The following is a 19,676-nucleotide window of genomic DNA, read 5'->3' on the forward strand; positions in this document are numbered from 1 at the left end:
GGTGCGGGCGAAACCGGCGTCGTCAGCCCAGCGGGAGCGATCGAAACATCTGGCGCCGGCATCGATGCGGTTCGCATGTTCGGCCCGGCCCAGACGTTCACCAACCATGGTCTGGTCGAAACGTCGGGCGGCGGCGCCATCAACGTGAACGCACAGGGCCTGGACGCGACGATCCTGAACGACGGCACCATCCTGGCAATAGGCGATGCCTCCATCGGCATCCTGTCCGCGGGCGGCAACGCGCATATCGTCAACAACGGCGCGATAGAAGCGCTGGGTGTCGCCACTTACGGCATCATCAGCAACGCGCCCGGTGGGCGTGTGGACAATCACGGCTTCATCGGCGTTGCCGGCACGGCGGCCGCGGGCATCATCGGCGCCGGGCCGGACCTGATGGTTTCCAACAGTGGTTCGATCGAGGCTTTTGGCATCGCCGCAGCCGGGATCATCTGGCAGAATGACGGCCTGCGGGTGGACAATTCCGGCTCGATCACCGTGTCCGGTTTGGCCTCCATCGGCATTGGCGCCGGCGGCAGCGATGCCGCCATCGTCAACAGCGGCGCCGTCCGCGTTTTCGGCACGGGCGCGACAGGAATCGGGACCCTGTTCGGCAATGCCACGATCACCAATTCCGGCTCGGTCGTCGTCGACGGCGTGAGCGCAGTGGGCATCGCCGCGCTGGGCAGCAATTCCGTCATCGCCAATTCCGGCCGCGTCCTCAGCGACCAGAGCGCCGCAATCTTCTTCGGCGCGCCCGGCGCCACGCTCAATCTTTTGGGCGGGACGGCCATACAGGGACCGATCGTTTTCTCCGGAAGCAACAACACCGCGAGCTTCGGCCCCGCGCTGAACGCTGTCATGAGCTTCGCCGGATCCGGCCTGCCGCAGACCATCCTGACCGGCGGCAGGCCGTTCGTGACGAGCGGCGACAGCGTGGCGGTGGTCGACATCACCGGGTTTGCGAGCAGCGCGCCGCTGATCCAAGATCTTGCCGATGGCGTAGCCGGTGTGGTCGAAGCGCGCATGCCCGATCCGAACGGCGAGATATTCGCGCCGCATAACGGTAAGGACGCCTGGATCTCCACGTTTGGCGCGACACGCTCCCAGGGCGGCTCCGGCGCGTCGGCCGGATTCAGCGAGGCGCTGGGCGGCGCCGTCGCCGGTGCCGAGAGGCGCTCGGGCGACGGCTTCCTGGGCGGTGTGCTTCTGGGAGGCGCTGCCGGATCGACAGAGGTCGACGACGATGCGCAGGAGATCGTCCATCGCAGCGTGTTTGCGGGCGGCTATCTGGGCTACGACGGAGGGGCGCATTTTGCCGAGGCGACGTTCGTTGCCGGCGTGCTTGAGGAGCGGAGCCGCCGCCGTGTCGCGAACAACCTGGTGCTCGGCGGCGTCGAGACGGCGCGCGCCGACTTCAACGGCGTCTTCGTCAGCCCTTCGGTCACGCTCGGCATGCGGCTGCCGATTGCGGCCGGCACGCTGATGCCGAGCGTTCGGCTGCGTTACGTGGGACTGTTCGTCGACGATTACGCGGAGACCGGTTCGGACGGCGATCTCGCGGTCTCGCGGCGCGACGTCAACGTGTTCGATGCGCGCGGCCAGCTCGCGCTGGCTTTGGCCCCCGTCCGCACGCGGAGCCAGAAATGGCAAACCACCCTTCGCGCCGGGATCGATGCGATAGCGCAAGACAGCGACGACCTGTCGGCGACGCTTCTCGGCCAGGACATCTCTTTTGCCGCCGGCGGCAGAAAGACGGTGCTGCGCGGCTTTGCCGGCGCGGACGTCGCGGCGGAGGTGGGCGCCGGCATGACCCTGAACGCCGGCTTCGAGGCCGGTTACGGCAGTGACGATGCCTTCACCATCCGGGGCCAGGCGCGCCTCAGCAAGGCTTTCTGAGGGACGAATCTCGGCACGACATTGATGGTTTTCATCTCGTGGCTCTGGGAAGGTCGTCTACCGGAACATATATTTTTCGAAATCCATTCCGATTCCGGTCAGCGATGCAGTAGAATATTACTGCAAGCGCGCGCATGACGTGCGCGATGCGAAAACGCAGCGGGGTAGCAAAAATGATCTTCCGCCAGCTCTTCGATTCCGTTTCCGGCACCTATTCCTATCTGCTCGCCAGCCGGCGCGGCGGCGAGGCGCTGATCATCGATCCGGTGCTGGAGAAGGTCGAGCGCTACCTGCAGCTGGTCAACGAGCTCGACCTCAGGCTGGTGAAGGCGGTCGATACGCATCTCCATGCCGACCACATCACCGGTCTCGGCGCGCTGCGCGACAAGACGCATTGCGTCACTGTGATGGGCGAGCAGACCAAGGCCGACGTCGTCTCGATGCGGCTTGCCGACGGCGACAAGCTTGCCATCGAGGGATTGGCGCTCGACGTCATCTACACGCCCGGCCACACCGACGATTCCTACAGCTTCATGCTGCCGGACCGGGTCTTCACCGGCGACACGCTGCTCATCCGCGGCACCGGCCGCACCGACTTCCAGAACGGCGATCCGCGCCTGCAATACGAGTCGATTTTCGGCCGTCTGCTCAAGCTTCCCGACGAGACGCTGATCTTCCCGGCGCATGACTACAAGGGCGAGACCGTGTCGACGATCGGCGAGGAAAAAGCCTTCAACCCGCGCCTACAGGTGAAGTCCGTCGACGAGTATGTCGACATCATGAACAATCTGAAGCTGTCCAATCCGAAGATGATGGACGTGGCCGTGCCGGCCAACATGCGGGTGGGGCTGCATCAGGACGACATCGCCAGCCGCGGCTGGTCGTTGACAGCCGAGGAGGCGCTGGCGCTGGTCGGGCGGCCCGATGTGGCGCTGATCGATCTGCGCGAGCAATCCGAACGGGAACGCCATGGCGTCATCCCCGGCGCGATACATCTGCCCTACGCGCGGCTGCAGGAGAACATCGCTCCTGGCGGCATGCTGCATGAGCTGGCGAAATCGACCAGCAGGCAGATCCTGTTCTACTGCGCCTTCGGCGAGCGCTCGGCGATGGCCGTGCAGGCGGCGCAGGATGTCGGGATTTCGAGTGCCCGCCACATACAGGGCGGCATCGATGCGTGGAGAAAGGCGAGCGGCCCGCTGATGCACTAGGCATGCTGGTATTCAGGTGATGCCGACCTGCAATGGCCGGGCTCAATGCAAGCCGATAAGCTTGGCGCCGTTGCGGAACAGGGTTTCCGCCTCGCGGTCGAAGCGGAAGGTGGCGATGAAGTCGTCGGCGCGGTAATCCGGCAGGGTCTTGCGGATCGCGGTCGCAAAAGTTCGCGCCTCGTCCGGGCGGCCGGCCAATGCCAGGCAGTGCGCGGCGATGGCCAGGATGATGACATGGGCATTGGGCCTGGCTGCCGCCTTCAGCGCCCACTCGGCGGCTTCGCTGAACTGTCCCAGCCGCGCATGCGCCATGGCGCGCGCGCCCATCATGCCGAACAGCAGAGGATCGAACGGGCTGAGATGACGCGAGTGATCGGAAGAGCCGATCGCCGATTGCGGATCGCCCGACTGCGAATGGACGAAGGACAGCGCGTAGTGGCCGAGCGCGAAGTTCGGGCTGAGGTCGACGGCCTTCGCCAGTTCGAGCAGCGAGCCGTCCTGGTCGCCGCGCAGCCACAGTGCGCGGCCCATCGCCCAGTGCGCCGCGGGGTTGCGGTCGTCGACCAGAAGGCCGTGGCCGGCGCTTTCGAAGGCCAGCGCCGACTCGCGGTCGCGATCGCCCCAGCGCTGGAAGGCGTTCTGCCAATGGGTGAAGGACAGGCCGGCATAGGCGCGGGCGAAGGTCGGGTCGAGTTTCAGCGCGTCGGCGAAGAAATGCTGCGCCAGGTCGTTTTCCTGACGGGTGAAGCGGTACATGTGCCAGAGGCCTCGATGATAGGCCTCCCAGGCATTCAGCGAATTGGGCGCCTTCAGCATCGCGCGGTTGCGCTCGACGGCGGCGATCTCCGCGGCGATGGAGGAGACGATGCTGTTGCCGATGTCGTCCAGGACCGCGAAGACGTCTTCGGGCTTGTGCTCGAAGGTTTCGGTCCACACGATCCTCGCCGTGCGAACCTCGGCCAGCTCGACCGAGACCACGACCCGGCCGGGCAGGCTGCGGACCGAGCCGGTCGCCACATAGTCGACGTTGAGCCGGCGTCCGGCGTCCTCCGGCGCAATGTCCTTCTCGGCCAGAGCAAAGACCGAGCCGCGGGCGATGACGAAGAAATCGCGCAGCTTGGCGAGACGCGTGATGATGTCGTGGGTCAGGCCGTCGGCAAGCCCGCCGCGGAAATTGCCGGCGCCGGTGCCCTCAGCAAAAGGCATCACCGCGAGCGAAGCTCGGCGCATCGCTGTCGCGTCGGGGTCCACTGGGGCAATTGGTGCCGGGGTCGCCGCGAACGGCATGGACCGGGCGCATGGCGTCGCACCGGAGTGGCGGGCTCTTATTTCCTGCCACGCCTCGCGCAAGGCTGCGAAATCCAGCTCCTCGGAATGAAAGAGCTCCGCCGCGGTCGCAAGATGGTCTTCGGCTGCGCCGATCTGTGAGCGCCGCGCAAGGTTTTCCAGCAGCGCCACATGCGCGCGCCCGTCGAAGGGCGCGAGCTCCAGCCATTTGTCGATATAGGCGGCCGCCTCGTCGGCTTCCGTCGGGAGGAGACCGATGATGTGCTCCAGAACTGCGACATGGCATGCGCCGAAACGGCGGCGCTGCGCGATTAGCCAACTGGTGAAATGCGGACTCCGATCGAGCTCCAGCCCGTCAAGAAAATCGCCTGCGAAGAGCTGCGCAAGCGCCCGCAGGCGTTCGAGGCCGAGCGTGTCGATGCCTTCCGCTACCGCCGCGGCTGCCTCCAGAGCATCGATGCGCATATCCGCAGAGCGAAGCGCCACCGTGTCGCCCTCGGTCTCGACCCGGCGCAGGTCCGGTTCGTCGAGCGCGGCGCGAAGCTTGCTCAGACACCAGCGAAGCTCACCGCGCGGATCGTTGGGGACGTCCCAGAGCAGCTCGCAGAGCCGGCTGCGGCTGACGGGGTGTGGCGCGAGCGCAAGATAGGCAAGCAGTGCGCGCAGCTTGCGCGAGGAAGGCAACTTAACGGGTTCGCCGTCACGGGAAATCGTCAGTTGCCCAAGCAGCCGCACGCACAGGCCGGCGGCGGTGTCGTTCAGGCTCGATCGGGTGGATTCCACGTATGTTTCCACGCTCTCTCCAACGCTGACCAGCTGGTCCATGTTCTATCACCAAAGACGACAGGAAGCATCTGGCAGCCCGGCCATGCCGGAATGCCGCCGCTGCCGCATTTGCGGCAGGTCAAGCAACGTAGCGCGGCAAGGTGTCGAAACCGCGCCGCCGAAGCCGCCGGTTTGTAACCGGCGCGTGAGACATCGAGGAGAAGAGCCATGTTGCACCAATTGAAAATAAGGACGACGGCCGGCCGAGGCCGGCTGTTCGACAGCATTCTCGACACGGTCGGCGACACGCCGGTCATCCGCATCAACAATCTCGGCCCGGCGCATGCGACGATCTATGTAAAGGCCGAATTCTTCAACCCGGCAGCCTCGGTGAAGGATCGGCTGGCGCTCAACATCATCGAGGAAGGCGAGCGCAGCGGCAAGCTGAAGCCCGGCCAGACGGTGGTCGAGGCGACCAGCGGCAACACCGGCATCGGCCTTGCCATGGTCTGCGCGCAGAAAGGCTACCCGCTGGTGGTGACGATGGCCGACAGCTTCTCCATAGAGCGCCGCAAGCTGATGCGCATGCTGGGCGCCAAGGTGGTGCTGACGCCGCGTGCCCAGAAGGGGTTTGGCATGTACAAGAAGGCGGTGGAACTCGCCGAGGCCAATGGCTGGTTCCTGGCGCGCCAGTTCGAGACGGAAGCCAATGCCGCCATCCACGAGGCGACCACGGCGCGCGAGATCATCAACGATTTCGCCGGCTCGAGGCTCGACGTGCTGGTCACCGGCTATGGCACCGGCGGCACCGTCGCGGGCGTTGGCCGGGTGCTGCGGCGCGAAAGGCCCGATGTGCGGATCGTGCTTGCCGAGCCTGCGAACGCGCAGCTCATCGGAAGCGGCAAGCGCCAAGAGCGCGGTGCCGGCGGTGCGCCGGCCGCCAGCCATCCGGCCTTCGAGCCGCATCCGATCCAGGGCTGGACGCCGGACTTCATTCCCAACGTGCTGCAGGAGGCGATCGACAAGCGCTACTATGACGAAGTGGTGCCGATCGCCGGTCCGGAAGGCATCAAATGGGCGAAAGCCCTGGCGCAGCAGGAAGGCATCTTCACCGGCATCTCCGGCGGCGCCACTTTCGCCGTGGCGCGCCAGATCGCGGGAACCGCTCCGGCCGGTTCGGTGATCCTGTGCATGCTGCCCGACACCGGCGAACGCTACATGTCGACCCCGCTGTTCGACGGCATCGAGGCGGAGATGGATGCCGAGGAGATGGCGTTGTCGCGGTCGACGCCGAGCTGTCAGTTCGAGGCCTGAAGACAATCGCGGCGCTGCGGTCCATCCGGAGGGCGGCGCCGCATGACGATCCAGGAAATGGGATGCCTCTGGGGAGGAGCGGATGGACACCTTGCAGGAAACAGCGCTGATGGACGAAACGCTCGATCCGCCGGATTGGGCCGAGATGCAGGCCCTGTCGCACCGAATCGTCGAGGAGGCCGTCGCTTATCTCAAGGATGTCCGGGATCGTCCGGTGTGGCGCGAGATGCCGGCCGAGGTGCGCGCCTTCTTCTCGGCACCTTTGCCGCGCGAGCCTGCGTCCATCGCCGACGTCTACGGCGATGTTGCCCGCAACGTGATGGCCTATCCGATGGGCAACATTCATCCGCGCTTCTGGTCCTGGTTTATGGGCTCCAGCAATTTCACCGGCGCGCTCGGCGATTTCCTGGCGGCGATCCAGGGTTCGAATCTCGGCGGCGGCAACCACGCCGCGGGCCTGATGGACAGCCAGGTGGTCGACTGGTGCAAGGAGATGGTGGGCTTTCCGGCCCAGGCCAGCGGCACGCTGGTGAGCGGCGGCTCCATGGCCAACATCATCGGGCTGACCGTGGCGCGCAACGTCAAGGCGGGCGTCGATGTTCGCGAAAGGGGCGTCGGCGCCATACCAAAGCCCTTGCGCTTCTATGCTTCGGACCAGGTCCATTCTTGCCACCGCAAGGCGATGGAAGCGCTCGGTCTCGGCAATCGGGCGCTGCAGCGCGTCTCGACCGACGCCAATTTGCGCATCGACGTCGATGCGCTCAAGACGGCCATCGCGGAAGACCGTGCAGCGGGTTTCAAGCCGGCTTGCATCATCGGCACCGCCGGCTCCGTCAACACCGGCGCGATCGACGACCTGCAGGCGCTGGCCGCGCTGGCAGCCGAAGAGGACCTCTGGTTCCATGTCGACGGCTGCATCGGCGCGCTGATCGCAATCGCGCCTCAAAACGGATCGCTCGTCGCCGGCATCGAGCAAGCGCATTCGATCGCGCTCGATCCGCACAAATGGCTGCATGCGCCGTTCGAGGCGGGCTGCGCGCTGGTTCGCGATGCTTCTGCCCACCGCAGCACCTTCGCGGTCACCCCGGAATATCTGGAATCGACGCCGCGCGGCCTCGCCTCCGGGCAATGGCTGCACGACTACGGCCTGCAGACATCGCGCGGTTTTCGCGCGCTCAAAATCTGGATGGCGCTCAAGGAGCACGGGGTGGAGAAGTTCGGGCGCCTGATCGACCAGAACATCGCCCAGGCGGGCTATCTCGCGCGCCTGATCGAAGCCGAGCCGACGTTCGAGCTGACGGCGCCGACCACCATCAACATCGTCTGCTTCCGCCGTCGCCTGGAGGGCGCATCCGAGGAACGGCTCAAGGCGTTCAACACCGAAATCATGCTCAGGCTGCAGGAAGAAGGCATCGCCGCCTTGTCCGATACCACCGTGCGCGGCCGTCACTGCCTGAGGGTCGCGATCACCAACCACCGGACGCGGCGCGAGGATCTCAATCTGTTGGTGCGCGAGACGCTTCGCATCGGAAAGGAAATCGAGGCTGCGGCGGTATCCGTTTAAGGGAGTGGCCTGGAGAAAATATCTCAGCCGGCTGCCAGCGGTGCGCCCGGCAGATAGAGCACGATCGGCCGGATCTCGTAGACGGCGGTGGGATTGACGCGCTTGAGGTCGCGCGCCACCGCTACCGCCTCGTCCTGGTTCGCGCAATCCAGCACGTAGAGGCCGAGCAACTGCTCCTTGGTCTCGGCAAAGGGACCGTCGATCACCATGCCGTCACCCGGACCGCGCAGCGTGACGGCTTTCGCGGTATCGCCCAGCCTTGCCGCCGGCCCCAGCTTGCCGGCGCGGGTCAGCCTGTCGTTGACCTCGAGCAGGTCTTTCATGAGGGCCGCATCCTCGTCGGATGTCCAGGACTGGACGGTTTCTTCGACGTGATAGGCAAGTATCGCATAGAACATGGTTCGGTTTTCCTCGTGCTTGACCCCGAAAATCGGAATCGATTTTTGCGTCGCCGGCCTTCGGTTCGGAAAGGATCATGCACCAAATTGAAGTGCTACAGCGCCCTTTGCGCGTCCAAGAGGACGCGCAAAGGGCGCTGCAGGGCGGGCCGCACTATCACAAGGATGGCGCGGCTGATCCAGTCCCGGAGCCAGCCGGAAAAGCGCCTGCTGACTCAAGCTGCCAGCGGCAGGCGCAGCTCCGTCAGCAGGCCGCCGCCCGGATGGTTGGAAAGTTTGATCTCGCCGCCGGCACCGCGGGCGATGTTGCGGGCAATGGTGAGGCCGAGGCCGAGGCCGCCGGTCTGGCGGTTGCGCGACTGTTCGAGGCGCACGAAGGAGGCGAACACCTGATCCAGCTTGGCCTGCGGAATGCCGGGACCTTCGTCGCGGATGGTGAGGGTGACCGTGTTGCCCGACCGCCGCACGCCGATATGCGCCTTCTTGCCGTAGGTGACCGCGTTCTGGACGAGATTGGTGATGCAGCGGCGCAGCGCCACCGGACGCGCGATGCAGACCAGGCCGCGCGATGGCCTGGCGTCCTCGTCGAACGAAGCGCCTTCGAATGCGTCGGCAACCGACTCCACCAGCGACCAGAAATCGATCCGTTCGGCCTTTTCTTCCGTGACCTCGAATTTGGCGAAATCGATCACCGAGCTCGCGATGCTTTCGATGTCGGCAAGGTCATGCGCAAGGGCTTCGCGTGCCTGCGATTTGCGCAACAGCTCGAGGCGCAGCCGCATTCGGGTCAGCGGTGTGCGCAGGTCATGCGCCAGTGCCGCGGCGAGATATTCGCGGTCCTCGACATAGTCGCGCAGGCGCATCTGCATGGCGTTGACCGCCTTCGCAGCGGCGCGGATCTCGCGGCTGCCGGTCTCGGCGATAGGCGGGCTTTTCAGGTCGTTGCCGATGCGGTTCACAGCGGTTTCCATCATGCGGTAAGGCGCCGTCAGCCGGCGCAGCGACCAGATCGACATCACGACGATCAGTCCCGCTATCAGCGAATAGAGCGGCAGGCTGTCCCAACTCAGGATCGGCCCTGCCGGCGTGATCGGCTCGGTGAAATTGAGCCACTGGCCGTCGGAAAAGCGCAGCGATGCCGTCAGCTTGTCGCTCTGGGCAAAATCCGCGGCCAGCACCAGAAGATCGCGCTCGACCTGGCCGACGTCCTTGTTCATCACCTGGCCGTCCGGAACATCGGCTTCCTGCGTTGCCGGGTCGCGCCGCACGCGTGCGTCGGTGATGCCGAACTTGGACAGGCGGCCGACCAGGATGTCCTCCAGCTCGGCAAGCTGGTCATCGCCGGCGATCGAGGAGGTGACCGCGGGGGTGTCCGAAACGGTCAGCGCATAGGTGGAATTGAACAGACCGGATGCAGTCGCCTTGCGCCCCTCGGGCGTGGCGTCATGCATCAGCTGCACCAGCGAATAGGCGCGGTCGTTCAGCCGGTAGAGGTCGACGATGTCGTTGGCGGCGGCGCGGTCGCGCGCCACGATATAGAGGGTCGCGACCTGGCTGATCATCAGGCCGGCGATGACGATGAGCAGAACCCAGACGGGCAGGGTTTGCGGCAGGAAGCGTCTCATTCGAAGGTCGTTTCGGGCAGAAACTGATAGCCGCCGCTGCGCACCGTCAGAATGAGCTTCGGCGTCTTCGGATCGTCCTCCATCTTGCGGCGCAGGCGGCTCACCAGGATGTCGACGCTGCGGTCGAAGCTGTAGCCGGTGTCGCCGCCGGACAGCTCGATGAGCTGCTCGCGGGTGAGCACGCGCTGTGCGCTCTTGACGAAGGTCTGCAGCAGGTTGAACTCCGCCATCGTCAGCTCCACCCGGACATCGTCGGGCGCCGTCAGCCGGCGGCGCGAGCAATCCATGGTCCAGCCGGCAAAATGGTAGATCTGCTTGCCGGCAGGCCGGCGCGGCTCGGCGGTGCCGTTGCGTCTCAGCACCGCCCGGATGCGGGCGAGCAACTCGCGCGGATCGAAGGGCTTGGGCACATAGTCGTCCGCGCCCATCTCGAGGCCGACGACGCGGTCCGTCGTCTCGGTCACGGCGGTCAGCATGATGATCGGTGTCGTGTAGTTGGCGCGGATCTCGCGGCAAAGCTCCAGTCCGCTCTTGCCGGGCAGCATCACGTCGAGAACGATGAGGTCGACCTGCGCCCGGCGCAGGACCGCCTCCATCTCGGTGCCGTCGGCGGCGACCGTGGTGTGCAGTCCCCGCTTCTGGAAGAATTCCTGAAGCAGGTCCCGTATGCCCTTGTCGTCATCGACGATCAGTATGTGCGCGTCGGATTTCACGAGAACCCTGTCGTTTGCGTCTGCCAAGCCGTCCTTCGACGATCACCCACACGATAGAATTCGGGCCACATCTTGGCCAGTGGCGGTAGCGGCGGACGGGTTTGCCCTCCCAGAAACAATCCAGAAACAAAATTCTACAGTTGGGAAAAACTCGTGAAAAATTTCAAGAGCATAACCGGTGCCGTGGCGGTCAGGTCATCGGCTGCGACGCGAGTTTCGGAGTAACGGACAAGACCAATGCAGAGGTTCTGGATCAGCGTGATGGGTGCTTTGCTCAGCATGTCGCTCATCACAGCCGCGGCCGGTGCCTCCACTGCAAAGGTGGCGCCGCTGACCCGGACCGAGCGCTGCACCAATCTCAGCCGTCAAGTCGACGAAGCCCTCGAAACCCATGCCGCGGCAACGCAGGTCACCACGGCGAAGGCACTTCAAAGAAAGGGAAACCGGTTCTGCGCCAACAAGAAGCAGGCACAGGGAATCCGGATGCTCGCGAATGCTTTGAAGCTGCTTGGAGTGACACCGGTCGACCCGGCTCAGTGACGCTCACCTCCTCGACCCGCATGAAAAAGGAAATGAAGCCATGAAGAAGTCCCTCCTCTCCGCCCTCGGCCTCGCCGTTGCTCTCGCCTTCTCGATGCCGGCTCTCGGCAACGCCGCGGCCACGACGACCGCTGCTCCGGCTGCCACCACCACGACCACGACCGCTCCGGCTGCCACCGCTCCGGCGAAGGCTGCTCCGAAGAAGGTTGCCGCCAAGAAGGCCTGCAAAGTGACCAAGACGCACAAGTGCCCGGTCAAGAAGTCTGCGAAGATGGCTCCGGCGAAGGCTCCGGCGAAGAAGAAGCCCTGATCCAGGCTTCGCACGTCACCTTTTCAAAGCCGCTCCAGCCTGTTTCGGCTGGGGCGGTTTTCTGGCGGCCGAAGCCGAGCACCGGCAAGCTCCCGCCGCGACAACCTGATCCCTTAACCCGATCGCAATGCCGGTGCTGTAGGACAATCCGCATGAAGAAGCGGCTTTCGTCCCGAATGCGCTCGCTGACCCTCGGCGGCCTGGTTGCCACCGCGGCGGCAAGAGCGTTGATCATCCTCAAAGCCAGCCCAGTGCCGGACCCCGCCAGCGGCAGGACCGAGCCGGAGCTTTTCGCGCCGGCGATCTCATCGAGCTTCGACTACATCACGCCGGCACAGAGCTGGATCCTGATCGTGCTCACTGGCGTAACGCTGATCGGTTTCGCCGCCTGGATGGTCACCGCGTTCATGGAACGCGGTTCCGACATGGACGATGGCGGCTCCGGCAGATCCCGCACAACGATGCGCCGGCAGGGCCGTTGAACCGCAAACAACGCTTTCCCACATAAGGCCGAGCGTCCGCCCGCCGCTACGGCGGGCGAATGGACGAAAGCTTCCTTGCATGACAGAGTGCAAGCGAGGCGACTTCCACGCAATTCCGGATGGAAAACCACCAAGCGCTTTCCTGGAGTTGCTCAGTTCCCAAACCGGCGAATTCCGATGCCTGAAACTGTCCTCAAACCGCGTACCAAGACGCAGCCGAAAACCGAGCGGCCAAAGCTCTACAAGGTCATCCTGGTCAATGACGATTTCACGCCGCGCGAGTTCGTGGTGACCGTGCTCAAGGGTGAATTCAAGCTCAGCGAGGATCAGGCGCATCGTGTGATGATCACGGCGCATACGCGCGGCGTCTGCGTGGTCGCCGTCTTCACGCGCGACGTCGCCGAGACCAAGGCCGCGCGGGCAACCGATGCCGGCAAGGCCAAGGGCTACCCGCTGCTGTTCACGACCGAGCCGGAAGAGTAGGGCTCTCCTTTCCTTCTCCCTTGCGGGAGAAGGTGGATCGGCGCAGCGCCGAGACGGATAAGGGATGCTCCAGCCGGACGGCAGCCTACCCCTCACCAGGATTGCCATCCGATTTGCGAAGAGCAAATCGGGGCAATCCGACCTCTCCCACAAGGGGAGAGGTAAAAGGCGTTACCGCCCTTCGCGATACCACATCGAGCCGATCGCCAGGAGCAGCAGGCCGAGGCCGAGGAAGCCGCCGAACAGTGGCACGCGCGAAACGGCCTTGAGAGTGCTGTCGTCGGTGGTTCGGAGCCCAATCCAGTCATCGCCCGATGCCGCGCCCGAGGAGCGGATCGGCACGATGGAAGGCAGCGCCACACCGCCGGCAAGGTTGCCAAGCATGGACGACGGCGCGAGCCGGCGCACACTGCCGCCGGTCGCATCCGCCGGCGCCTTCAGCCTGTCCTCCGTGGAAATGACATCGGAGAACTCCGGCGCGTTGATCGGGCCGACATGGGCAAGCGCGGTGAGATCGCCATTGCCCACCTGATAGAGGCCGATCTCGCTGGTCTGCAGGCTGCCCGTGAAAATCCCCGGCTCGGATTTTTGCAGCTTGACCGTCATCGTCTTGCCGGAGGGCGTGATCACCTGGGCGGGGCCGGGATCGTCGCTCATCGTCTGGCGCCGGATGTCCAGCACCATGCCGCGACCGTCGGCGGTCAGCCGCTCTTCTTCCAGCTCGGGTTCCTTCATCAGCCAATGGGCGATGCGGCGATAGAGCTGGACATGCGGCCCGCCGCCTTCGAAGCCGCGCGCCCACAGCCAGCCCTGGTCGGAAAGCAGCATGCCGACCCGGCCTTCGCCCTTGCGGTCGAGCACAAGCAGGGGTCGATCGTCGGCCCCTTTCATCACCACCTCGCCCTCGGGATTCTTGACGCCGATGGTGCGGAACCAGCGGCTCCAGTGCGGCGGCTCGGTAGCGGAGCCATCGAGCCCGCGCGTTACGGGATGACGCTGGCCGAGATCGGTGAGACGCGGATAGAAGGCCTTGTCGACGACCTCGCCGCTGGGCATCGCCGGCAGGGCCGACATCAGCGGCGTACGGGCAATGGAGCTTTCGCCGGCATATTCGGGGCCGGCGGCGATCAGCAGCGCGCCGCCCTTTTCGACATATTCGGAGATGTAGTCGTAATAGAGGATCGGCAGCACGTCGCGGTGCTGATAGCGGTCGAAGATGATCAGATCGAAATCCTTGATCTTCTCGACGAACAGCTCGCGCGTCGGGAAGGCGATCAGCGACAGCTCGTTGATCGGCGTGCCGTCCTGTTTTTCCGGCGGACGCAAAATGGTGAAGTGGACGAGGTCGACCGACGCGTCGGATTTCAAAAGGTTGCGCCAGGTGCGCTCGCCGGCATGCGGCTCGCCGGAGACCAGCAGCACGCGCAGATGATCGCGAATGCCGTCGACCAGCGCAATGGCCCGGTTGTTGGCGTCCGTCAACTCGCCCGGCTCGTGATCGATTGAAAGCTGGACGATGTTGCGGCCGGCGTTGGGAATGGTGACCTCAAGCTTCATCGGCTGACCGATGGTCGCATGCTCGACCGAGGCCTGCTCGCCATTGACCGAGACCCGCACATCGACCGGGCCGCCCTGGCCCTCGGTCGAGATGACCCGATAGGTCATGTCGAGCGGCTTGCCGACGAGACCGAAGCGCGGCGCGTTCTCGAAACGGATGCGGCGGTCCTTTTCATGCTCGTTGCCGGTGATCAGCGCATGCAGCGGCGCGTTGAAGTCCGGCGCGCCGGCCGGTGCGTCATGCACCTCGCCGTCGGTGATCATGATCGCGCCGCCGATGCGCGAGGGCGGCACGTCGCGGAAAGCGCTTTCCAGCGCGCCGAACAGCCTGGTTTCGGTGCGCTCGTCGGCAGCCTCGGACTTGCCGGCATCGACCACGCGAACGTCGAATTGCTTGAAACGGCCGAGGCGCTGCTGAAGGCCAGTCAGGGCCTCGTCGGTCTGCTTGTTGCGGTCGCCGATGTCCTGGCTCTGGCTGCGGTCGACGATAACGGCAACGACGCTCTTCAGCGCCTCGCGCTCCTCGTCGAGGAAAACGGGATTGAGCAGCGCAGCAGCCAGCGCCAGCAGGGCGATGAAGCGCAGGACCGAGCCGCGCTGGCGCAACCACAGGCCGGCGAGCGCAAGCAGCAAGAGCGGCACGACGACAAGCCCGAACAGCGGCCAGGAAACGAGCGGCTCGAAGGAGATCGACCAGTTCATGAGCTACTGCCCCAGCCGTTCGAGCAGCACTGGCACGTGCACCTGGTCGGATTTGTAGTTGCCGGTCAGCATGTACATCATGATGTTGACGCCGGCGCGGAGCGCATAGACGCGCTGCATCGGATCCGGCGGCACGGTCGGCAGCATCGGATCGCCGTTTTCGTCCACCGCCCAGGCGCCGGCGAAATCGTTGCCGGTGATCATGATCGGCGACACGCCGTCGCCGGTGCGCACCGGACGGTTCTCGGTGTTGCTGGCATCGAGCGAGGTCTCGACCCAGAGCGGGCTGCCGTTGAAGCGGCCGGGAAACTCGGGAAGGATGAAGAAGGATTTCGTCAGCACATGGTCCGACGGCACCGGCTCCAGCGGCGGTACGTTGAGATTGGCGAGGATATCGCGCAACCGCTCCGTGGCCGGGCTTGCCGAGCCGGCGCCGATGCCGTTGGAGAACTGGTCGCGCGTGTCGAAGAGAACCGTGCCGCCTTGCTGCATATAGGCGTCGATGCGAGCGATCGCGGCTTCGCTGGGCATCGGCGCGGTGGCGTCGATCGGCCAATAGATCAGCGGATAGAAGGTCAGCTCGTCCTTGGAGATGTCGACGCCAGCCGGCGGGCCGGGCTCCAGCGCCGTCTTCTCGACCAGGAAGCGGGTTAGGCCTTCGAGGCCGGCGCGGCTGATCGAATCGACGCCGGGCTCGCCGGTGATGACATAGGCGATGCGGGTTTTCGAAATGTCCTCGATCGCCTGGGAATCACTGGGCTTCGAATCGTCGGCACGGGCAAGATCAGCATGGCCGAAGAGACCGCCGAACACGATCAGCACGGCAGCAGCGGTCGCTGCGGCTCGGCGCGGCCGGCGCGACAAGAGCCCGCCCATCCATAAGACGGCAAGCGTGTCGAGCACCATCAAAAGGAGGGCCGCCGTGACCAGCGGGCCCTTCAGGTTCTCCGATTCGTCGAAGGCATAGGGGATGGCGCTCACCGGCAGCGAAACCTGCGGCTGAGCGAGCGGCGTGAAGGTGCTCGAGGCGTTGAGCAGGTTGTGGGCGAAGACGCCCGTCTCCGAGCCGTATAGCCCCGGCGGGTTTTCCAGTGTCACCGGCAACGGGCCGGCGCCCGGCACCAGCGGCCGCGCGTCCGGCGTCGGCGGCACCAGCGTGCCGTCGGCGCCGATCATGCGATAGGGCGCCAATGACGCGGCGGCGGCCTCGGCATTGGCGACCGCGGCGCCCTGGTTGCGCGACAATTGCACGACGCGTCTCAGCATCTCGACGAAGCTGCCTGAGATCGGCAGGTTCGACCAGGTCGCCTCAGGCGTGATGTGGAAGAGCACCAGCGTGCCCTTGTCCTTCTTCATGCCCGTGACCAGCGGCGTGCCGTCGGCAAGCGTCGCCCAGGTGCGCTCGACGATGTCGGGCGTGGGTTCGGCCAGCACCTGCCGGCTGACCGTCACCTCGGTCGGCGGCGCGAGATCGGCGAAGGGGCCATTCTTCGGGAATTCGGTGACCTGCTGCGGCGTCGTCCAGGACAACGCGCCGCCCAGCGCGCGTTCGCCGCTGCGCAGCCGGACCGGCAGGAGGTCGTCGTCATTGCCGGCGGCGGCCAGCCTTGAACCGGCAAAGCGCACCAGCGTGCCGCCATTGTTCACCCAGTCGACCAGCCGTTGCCGGACCTGTTCGGGAATGTTGCCGACATCGGCCATGATGATCATCGCCGGCTTCTGGTCGAGAAGCTGCGGGATGGCGTCGGCCAGATCGGCGCTCGACGGTTCGACCAGATCGGCGAAGGGCTGCAGGGCGCGGCGAATGTAGTAGAGCGGCGAAAGCAGCGGCTGCGCCTGGTCTGCCTCGGCCTGCGACAGCAGTCCGACGCGGCGGCGCTTGGAGCTTTCGTCGAGCACGCGCACGGCCCCGGCCTGGTGCGCGCCGTCGAGCGCGACCGAGGCGAAGTCGTTGCGCAGCTCGAAGGGCACTGTCATCGCCCCCGTGGCCGTGGTTTGACCCGGCGCGAAGGTCAGCGTCGCGTCGGCGATGCGGCGGCCCTTGTCGTCGAAGGCGCCGGCGGTGACCTGGGCCGGCGCCGGATCGCCGGGCGCGCGGATAGCGGTCAGCGCGAAGCCGTCGACCTGGTTGTCGGCGCCGATCAGGCCGGTCAGCGAAAGCCGGTCGGACGTGGCCCAAACCAGCCGTGAGGCGTTTTTTTCCAGAAGCGTCTTGAACGCCGCTTCATCGCCATTGGCGGCAAGGCCATCGGCAAGGACGGCGACACTGGCGCCCGGCAGGCGCTCCAACGCTGCGGCGACGCGGGCATAGACGGCGGGACGGTCGGTCGGGACCGGGCGCGGCTTTGCCGCGCGCAGGCGGTCGAGCGCGGCCGACGCATCGAAGGGGCCGATCTCGGCATTCGGCTTCTCGGCGGTGAAGGCGATGACGACCGGCACGCCGTTCGAGCCGGCATCGGCGATCAGCCGCTCGGCGGTGGCGACCCGCTTGCCCCAGTCGGCCGCGCTTGCCCAGTCATTGTCGATGACCAGCGCCAGAGCCGAGCCTTCCGCCGGCAGCTTTTCGCGCGGATTGAAAACCGGCTCGGCGAGCGCGGTGACGACAAGGGCGGCCATCAGCAGGCGCAGCAGCGTCAACCACCAGGGGCTCTGATGCGGCGTCTCCTCGCGTCTCAGGACGCGGGCGAGGATCCGCAGCGGCGGAAAGACCTCGGTCTGCGGCCGGGGTGGCGTCAGCCTCAGCAGCCACCAGATAACCGGCAGGGCCAGCAGACCCCACAGCACCATCGGCGCGCCGAAGGAAAGCGGCAGCCAGCTCATCCGACCGCCTTTCCGGCATGAGCGCCGCTGGCGGTCAGCCCAGTATAACCGCCGCCGGCAGTCAACCCTGCACGACTGCCGCCAACAATCAGCCCTGGACGGCTGCTATCGGCGGTCATCGCCATGTGGACGCGTACGAGCGCTTCGGAAGCGAGGCGGTCGGTGTGGTTGACGGTGAAACTCCAGCCGAGGCGCTTGCACCAGCCGGCCAGCTCCTGGCGGCGGGCGCTGTAGAGCAGGCGGTATTCGTCCTTAAGCGTCTCGGCGCGGCCGGCGGTCAGCTTGTCGCCGGTCTCGGGATCGGTGAATTCGGTGCGGCCGGCATAGGGAAAGGTTTCCTCGGCCGGGTCGGCGACCTCGATCAAATGCGCGCGCACGCCGTGGCGTGCGAGCACGTCGAGCCATGCCACCGTCTCCTCGACCGGATCGAGGAAATCGCTGACGATGACGATGTCGCAGAAGCGGCGGATGGCCGAGAGATCAGGCTTGGCCGGCAGCTCGCCGGCATGGCTGAGCTGGGCCGCGATGCGTTCGGCGCCGTTGCGGGCGGTGAACGGGTCGGTGAGGCCAGGCCAGGCGATGCGCTCGCCGCTGCGCGACAGAAGCTCGGCCAGGGCAAGCGCCAGCACCAGCGCGCGCGACTCCTTGGAAACGCCGGCCCCTGCCGACTTGTAGAGCATGGAGGGGGAGGGGTCGGACCAGAGCCAGACGGTATGAGCCGCCTCCCACTCGCGGTCGCGCACGTAGGTGTGGTCGTCACGCGCCGAGCGACGCCAGTCGATGCGCGAGGAATCGCCCTCGACATAGGGGCGGAACTGCCAGAAATTCTCGCCGATGCCGCGCTTGCGGCGGCCGTGCCAGCCGGCGATCACCGTGTTGACGATGCGGCGCGCCTCGACCAGCAGGTCCGGCACCAAAGAGGCCCGCAGCCGGCCACGGGCGAGCGCGTCACGCGTCGCAACCGGTGCCTGGACCTCGCCTATTCGACCCATCAGATGCCTTTTGCCAGTTTCGCCACCACGTCGCGCACGGAGGTGCCTTCGGCGCGGGCAGCGAAAGTCAGCGCCATACGATGCTGCAGCACCGGCTCGGCCAACGCACGGATATCGTCGACCGACGGCGCCAATCTTCCATCATATAGGGCGCGCGCCCGGGCGCACAGTGTCAGCGCCTGGCTGGCGCGGGGACCCGGACCCCAGGCGACGTGCTTGTCGGTGTCGGCATCGCCCTGACCCGGGCGGGCCGAGCGCACCAGCCTGAGGATCGCCTCGACGACGCTTTCCGGCACCGGCATGCGGCGGATCAGCGTCTGGATTTCCTTCAGCCTCGACGGCTGCAGAACGTTGTCGGCCTTGGCCTCCTCGACACCGGTGGTTTCGAGCAGGATGCGGCGTTCGGCCTCGATATCCGGGTAAAGGATGTCGACCTGCATCAGGAAGCGGTCGAGCTGCGCCTCCGGCAGCGGATAGGTGCCTTCCTGCTCCAACGGATTCTGTGTCGCCAGCACATGGAAGGGCGAAGGCAGATCGTAGCGGGCGCCGGCGATGGTGACGTGGTATTCCTGCATCGACTGCAGCAGCGCGGACTGGGTGCGCGGCGAGGCGCGGTTGATCTCGTCCGCCATCAGAAGCTGGGTGAAGATCGGCCCGGAAATGAAGCGGAAAGAGCGCTTGCCGAACTCGTCCTGCTCCATCACTTCCGAGCCGAGGATATCGGACGGCATCAGGTCGGGCGTGAACTGGACGCGGCGGGAATCGAGGCCGAGCACGATGCCAAGCGTCTCGACGAGCTTGGTCTTGGCGAGGCCCGGCACACCGACGAGCAGCGCGTGGCCGCCGGCAAGCAGCGCCACCAGCGTGCGCTCGACGACGGCTTCCTGGCCGAAAATCACGCGGCCTACGGCGTCGCGGACCTTCGAGATGTCGGCCAGCGCCTTCTCGGCTTCCTCGATCATCGCCTTGTCGCTCAACGGACTTTCCTTGATCATCACGCTCATGCCGTTCGATCCT

The 19,676-nt window shown here is 65.8% G+C and carries 16 protein-coding genes; 8 read left to right on the top strand and 8 right to left on the bottom strand.

The features are described from left to right. Positions 1–1,023: 1,023 nt before the first annotated feature. Both QAZ22_RS12750 and QAZ22_RS12755 read left to right on the top strand, forming a co-directional pair. The gene (locus QAZ22_RS12750) at positions 1,024–1,896 is read left to right on the top strand and encodes an autotransporter outer membrane beta-barrel domain-containing protein (protein WP_278207826.1); all 873 of its coding nucleotides are present in this window, start codon (positions 1,024–1,026) and stop codon (positions 1,894–1,896) included. 173 nt (positions 1,897–2,069) lie between these two features. Continuing rightward, entirely contained in the window at positions 2,070–3,107 is a 1,038-nt protein-coding gene (locus QAZ22_RS12755; RefSeq protein ID WP_278207126.1) for an MBL fold metallo-hydrolase, read from the top strand. Between the two features lie 42 nt (positions 3,108–3,149). Here the strand turns inward: QAZ22_RS12755 and QAZ22_RS12760 are convergent, their stop codons facing one another. Beyond that, positions 3,150–5,219 carry a transcriptional regulator gene (locus QAZ22_RS12760; RefSeq protein ID WP_278207127.1) on the bottom strand — a complete coding sequence of 690 codons (2,070 nt, stop codon included), beginning with the start codon at positions 5,217–5,219 and terminating at the stop codon, positions 3,150–3,152. Positions 5,220–5,387: 168 nt separating this feature from the next. On the opposite strand from QAZ22_RS12760, the gene QAZ22_RS12765 reads away from it, so the two are divergent. Further along, positions 5,388–6,473, top strand: coding sequence for a pyridoxal-phosphate dependent enzyme (locus QAZ22_RS12765; RefSeq protein WP_278074995.1), 1,086 nt, complete (start codon positions 5,388–5,390; stop codon positions 6,471–6,473). Positions 6,474–6,555: 82 nt separating this feature from the next. After that, on the top strand, positions 6,556–8,037 hold the full coding sequence (locus QAZ22_RS12770) for an aspartate aminotransferase family protein (protein WP_278207128.1): 1,482 nt from the start codon (positions 6,556–6,558) through the stop codon (positions 8,035–8,037). Between the two features lie 23 nt (positions 8,038–8,060). Here QAZ22_RS12770 and QAZ22_RS12775 read toward each other — a convergent pair whose 3' ends face one another. From QAZ22_RS12775 to QAZ22_RS12785, 3 genes are all read right to left on the bottom strand, one after another. Continuing rightward, positions 8,061–8,435: a YciI family protein gene (locus QAZ22_RS12775; protein ID WP_278207129.1), complete on the bottom strand. Its 375-nt coding sequence runs from the start codon at positions 8,433–8,435 to the stop codon at positions 8,061–8,063. Positions 8,436–8,650: 215 nt separating this feature from the next. Then, on the bottom strand, positions 8,651–10,060 hold the full coding sequence (locus QAZ22_RS12780; RefSeq protein WP_278207130.1) for an ATP-binding protein: 1,410 nt from the start codon (positions 10,058–10,060) through the stop codon (positions 8,651–8,653). Beyond that, positions 10,057–10,773 (bottom strand): response regulator transcription factor, encoded by a 717-nt coding sequence (locus QAZ22_RS12785; RefSeq protein WP_278207827.1) that lies wholly within the window; start codon positions 10,771–10,773, stop codon positions 10,057–10,059. Before QAZ22_RS12785 ends, QAZ22_RS12780 begins: the two co-directional genes overlap by 4 nt. A gap of 237 nt (positions 10,774–11,010) precedes the next feature. Between QAZ22_RS12785 and QAZ22_RS12790 the strand changes: the two genes are divergently transcribed. From QAZ22_RS12790 to clpS, 4 genes are all read left to right on the top strand, one after another. After that, complete coding sequence (locus QAZ22_RS12790; RefSeq protein WP_278207131.1) at positions 11,011–11,313, top strand: hypothetical protein; 303 nt, start codon at positions 11,011–11,013, stop codon at positions 11,311–11,313. A gap of 40 nt (positions 11,314–11,353) precedes the next feature. After that, positions 11,354–11,623 carry a hypothetical protein gene (locus QAZ22_RS12795; RefSeq protein WP_278207132.1) on the top strand — a complete coding sequence of 90 codons (270 nt, stop codon included), beginning with the start codon at positions 11,354–11,356 and terminating at the stop codon, positions 11,621–11,623. Positions 11,624–11,775: 152 nt separating this feature from the next. Beyond that, on the top strand, positions 11,776–12,105 hold the full coding sequence (locus QAZ22_RS12800) for a hypothetical protein (protein WP_278207133.1): 330 nt from the start codon (positions 11,776–11,778) through the stop codon (positions 12,103–12,105). 177 nt (positions 12,106–12,282) lie between these two features. Continuing rightward, positions 12,283–12,588 (top strand): ATP-dependent Clp protease adapter ClpS, encoded by a 306-nt coding sequence (clpS, locus tag QAZ22_RS12805; RefSeq protein ID WP_040989718.1) that lies wholly within the window; start codon positions 12,283–12,285, stop codon positions 12,586–12,588. A gap of 171 nt (positions 12,589–12,759) precedes the next feature. Here the strand turns inward: clpS and QAZ22_RS12810 are convergent, their stop codons facing one another. Genes QAZ22_RS12810 through QAZ22_RS12825 form a run of 4 tightly spaced genes read right to left on the bottom strand, consistent with a single transcriptional unit; the run spans position 12,760 to position 19,663 of the window. Then, positions 12,760–14,847 (bottom strand): hypothetical protein, encoded by a 2,088-nt coding sequence (locus QAZ22_RS12810; RefSeq protein WP_278207135.1) that lies wholly within the window; start codon positions 14,845–14,847, stop codon positions 12,760–12,762. Positions 14,848–14,850: 3 nt separating this feature from the next. Further along, a complete protein-coding gene (locus tag QAZ22_RS12815) occupies positions 14,851–17,667 on the bottom strand; it encodes a DUF4159 domain-containing protein (protein WP_278207136.1) in 2,817 nt (938 codons plus the stop codon). Further along, positions 17,664–18,659: a DUF58 domain-containing protein gene (locus tag QAZ22_RS12820; protein ID WP_278207137.1), complete on the bottom strand. Its 996-nt coding sequence runs from the start codon at positions 18,657–18,659 to the stop codon at positions 17,664–17,666. The genes QAZ22_RS12815 and QAZ22_RS12820 overlap by 4 nt, the downstream gene beginning before the upstream one ends. After that, positions 18,659–19,663, bottom strand: coding sequence for a MoxR family ATPase (locus QAZ22_RS12825; RefSeq protein WP_278207138.1), 1,005 nt, complete (start codon positions 19,661–19,663; stop codon positions 18,659–18,661). Before QAZ22_RS12825 ends, QAZ22_RS12820 begins: the two co-directional genes overlap by 1 nt. Positions 19,664–19,676: the final 13 nt, after the last annotated feature.

It is taken from the genome of Mesorhizobium sp. WSM4906, assembly GCF_029674625.1.
Taxonomy (GTDB): domain Bacteria; phylum Pseudomonadota; class Alphaproteobacteria; order Rhizobiales; family Rhizobiaceae; genus Mesorhizobium.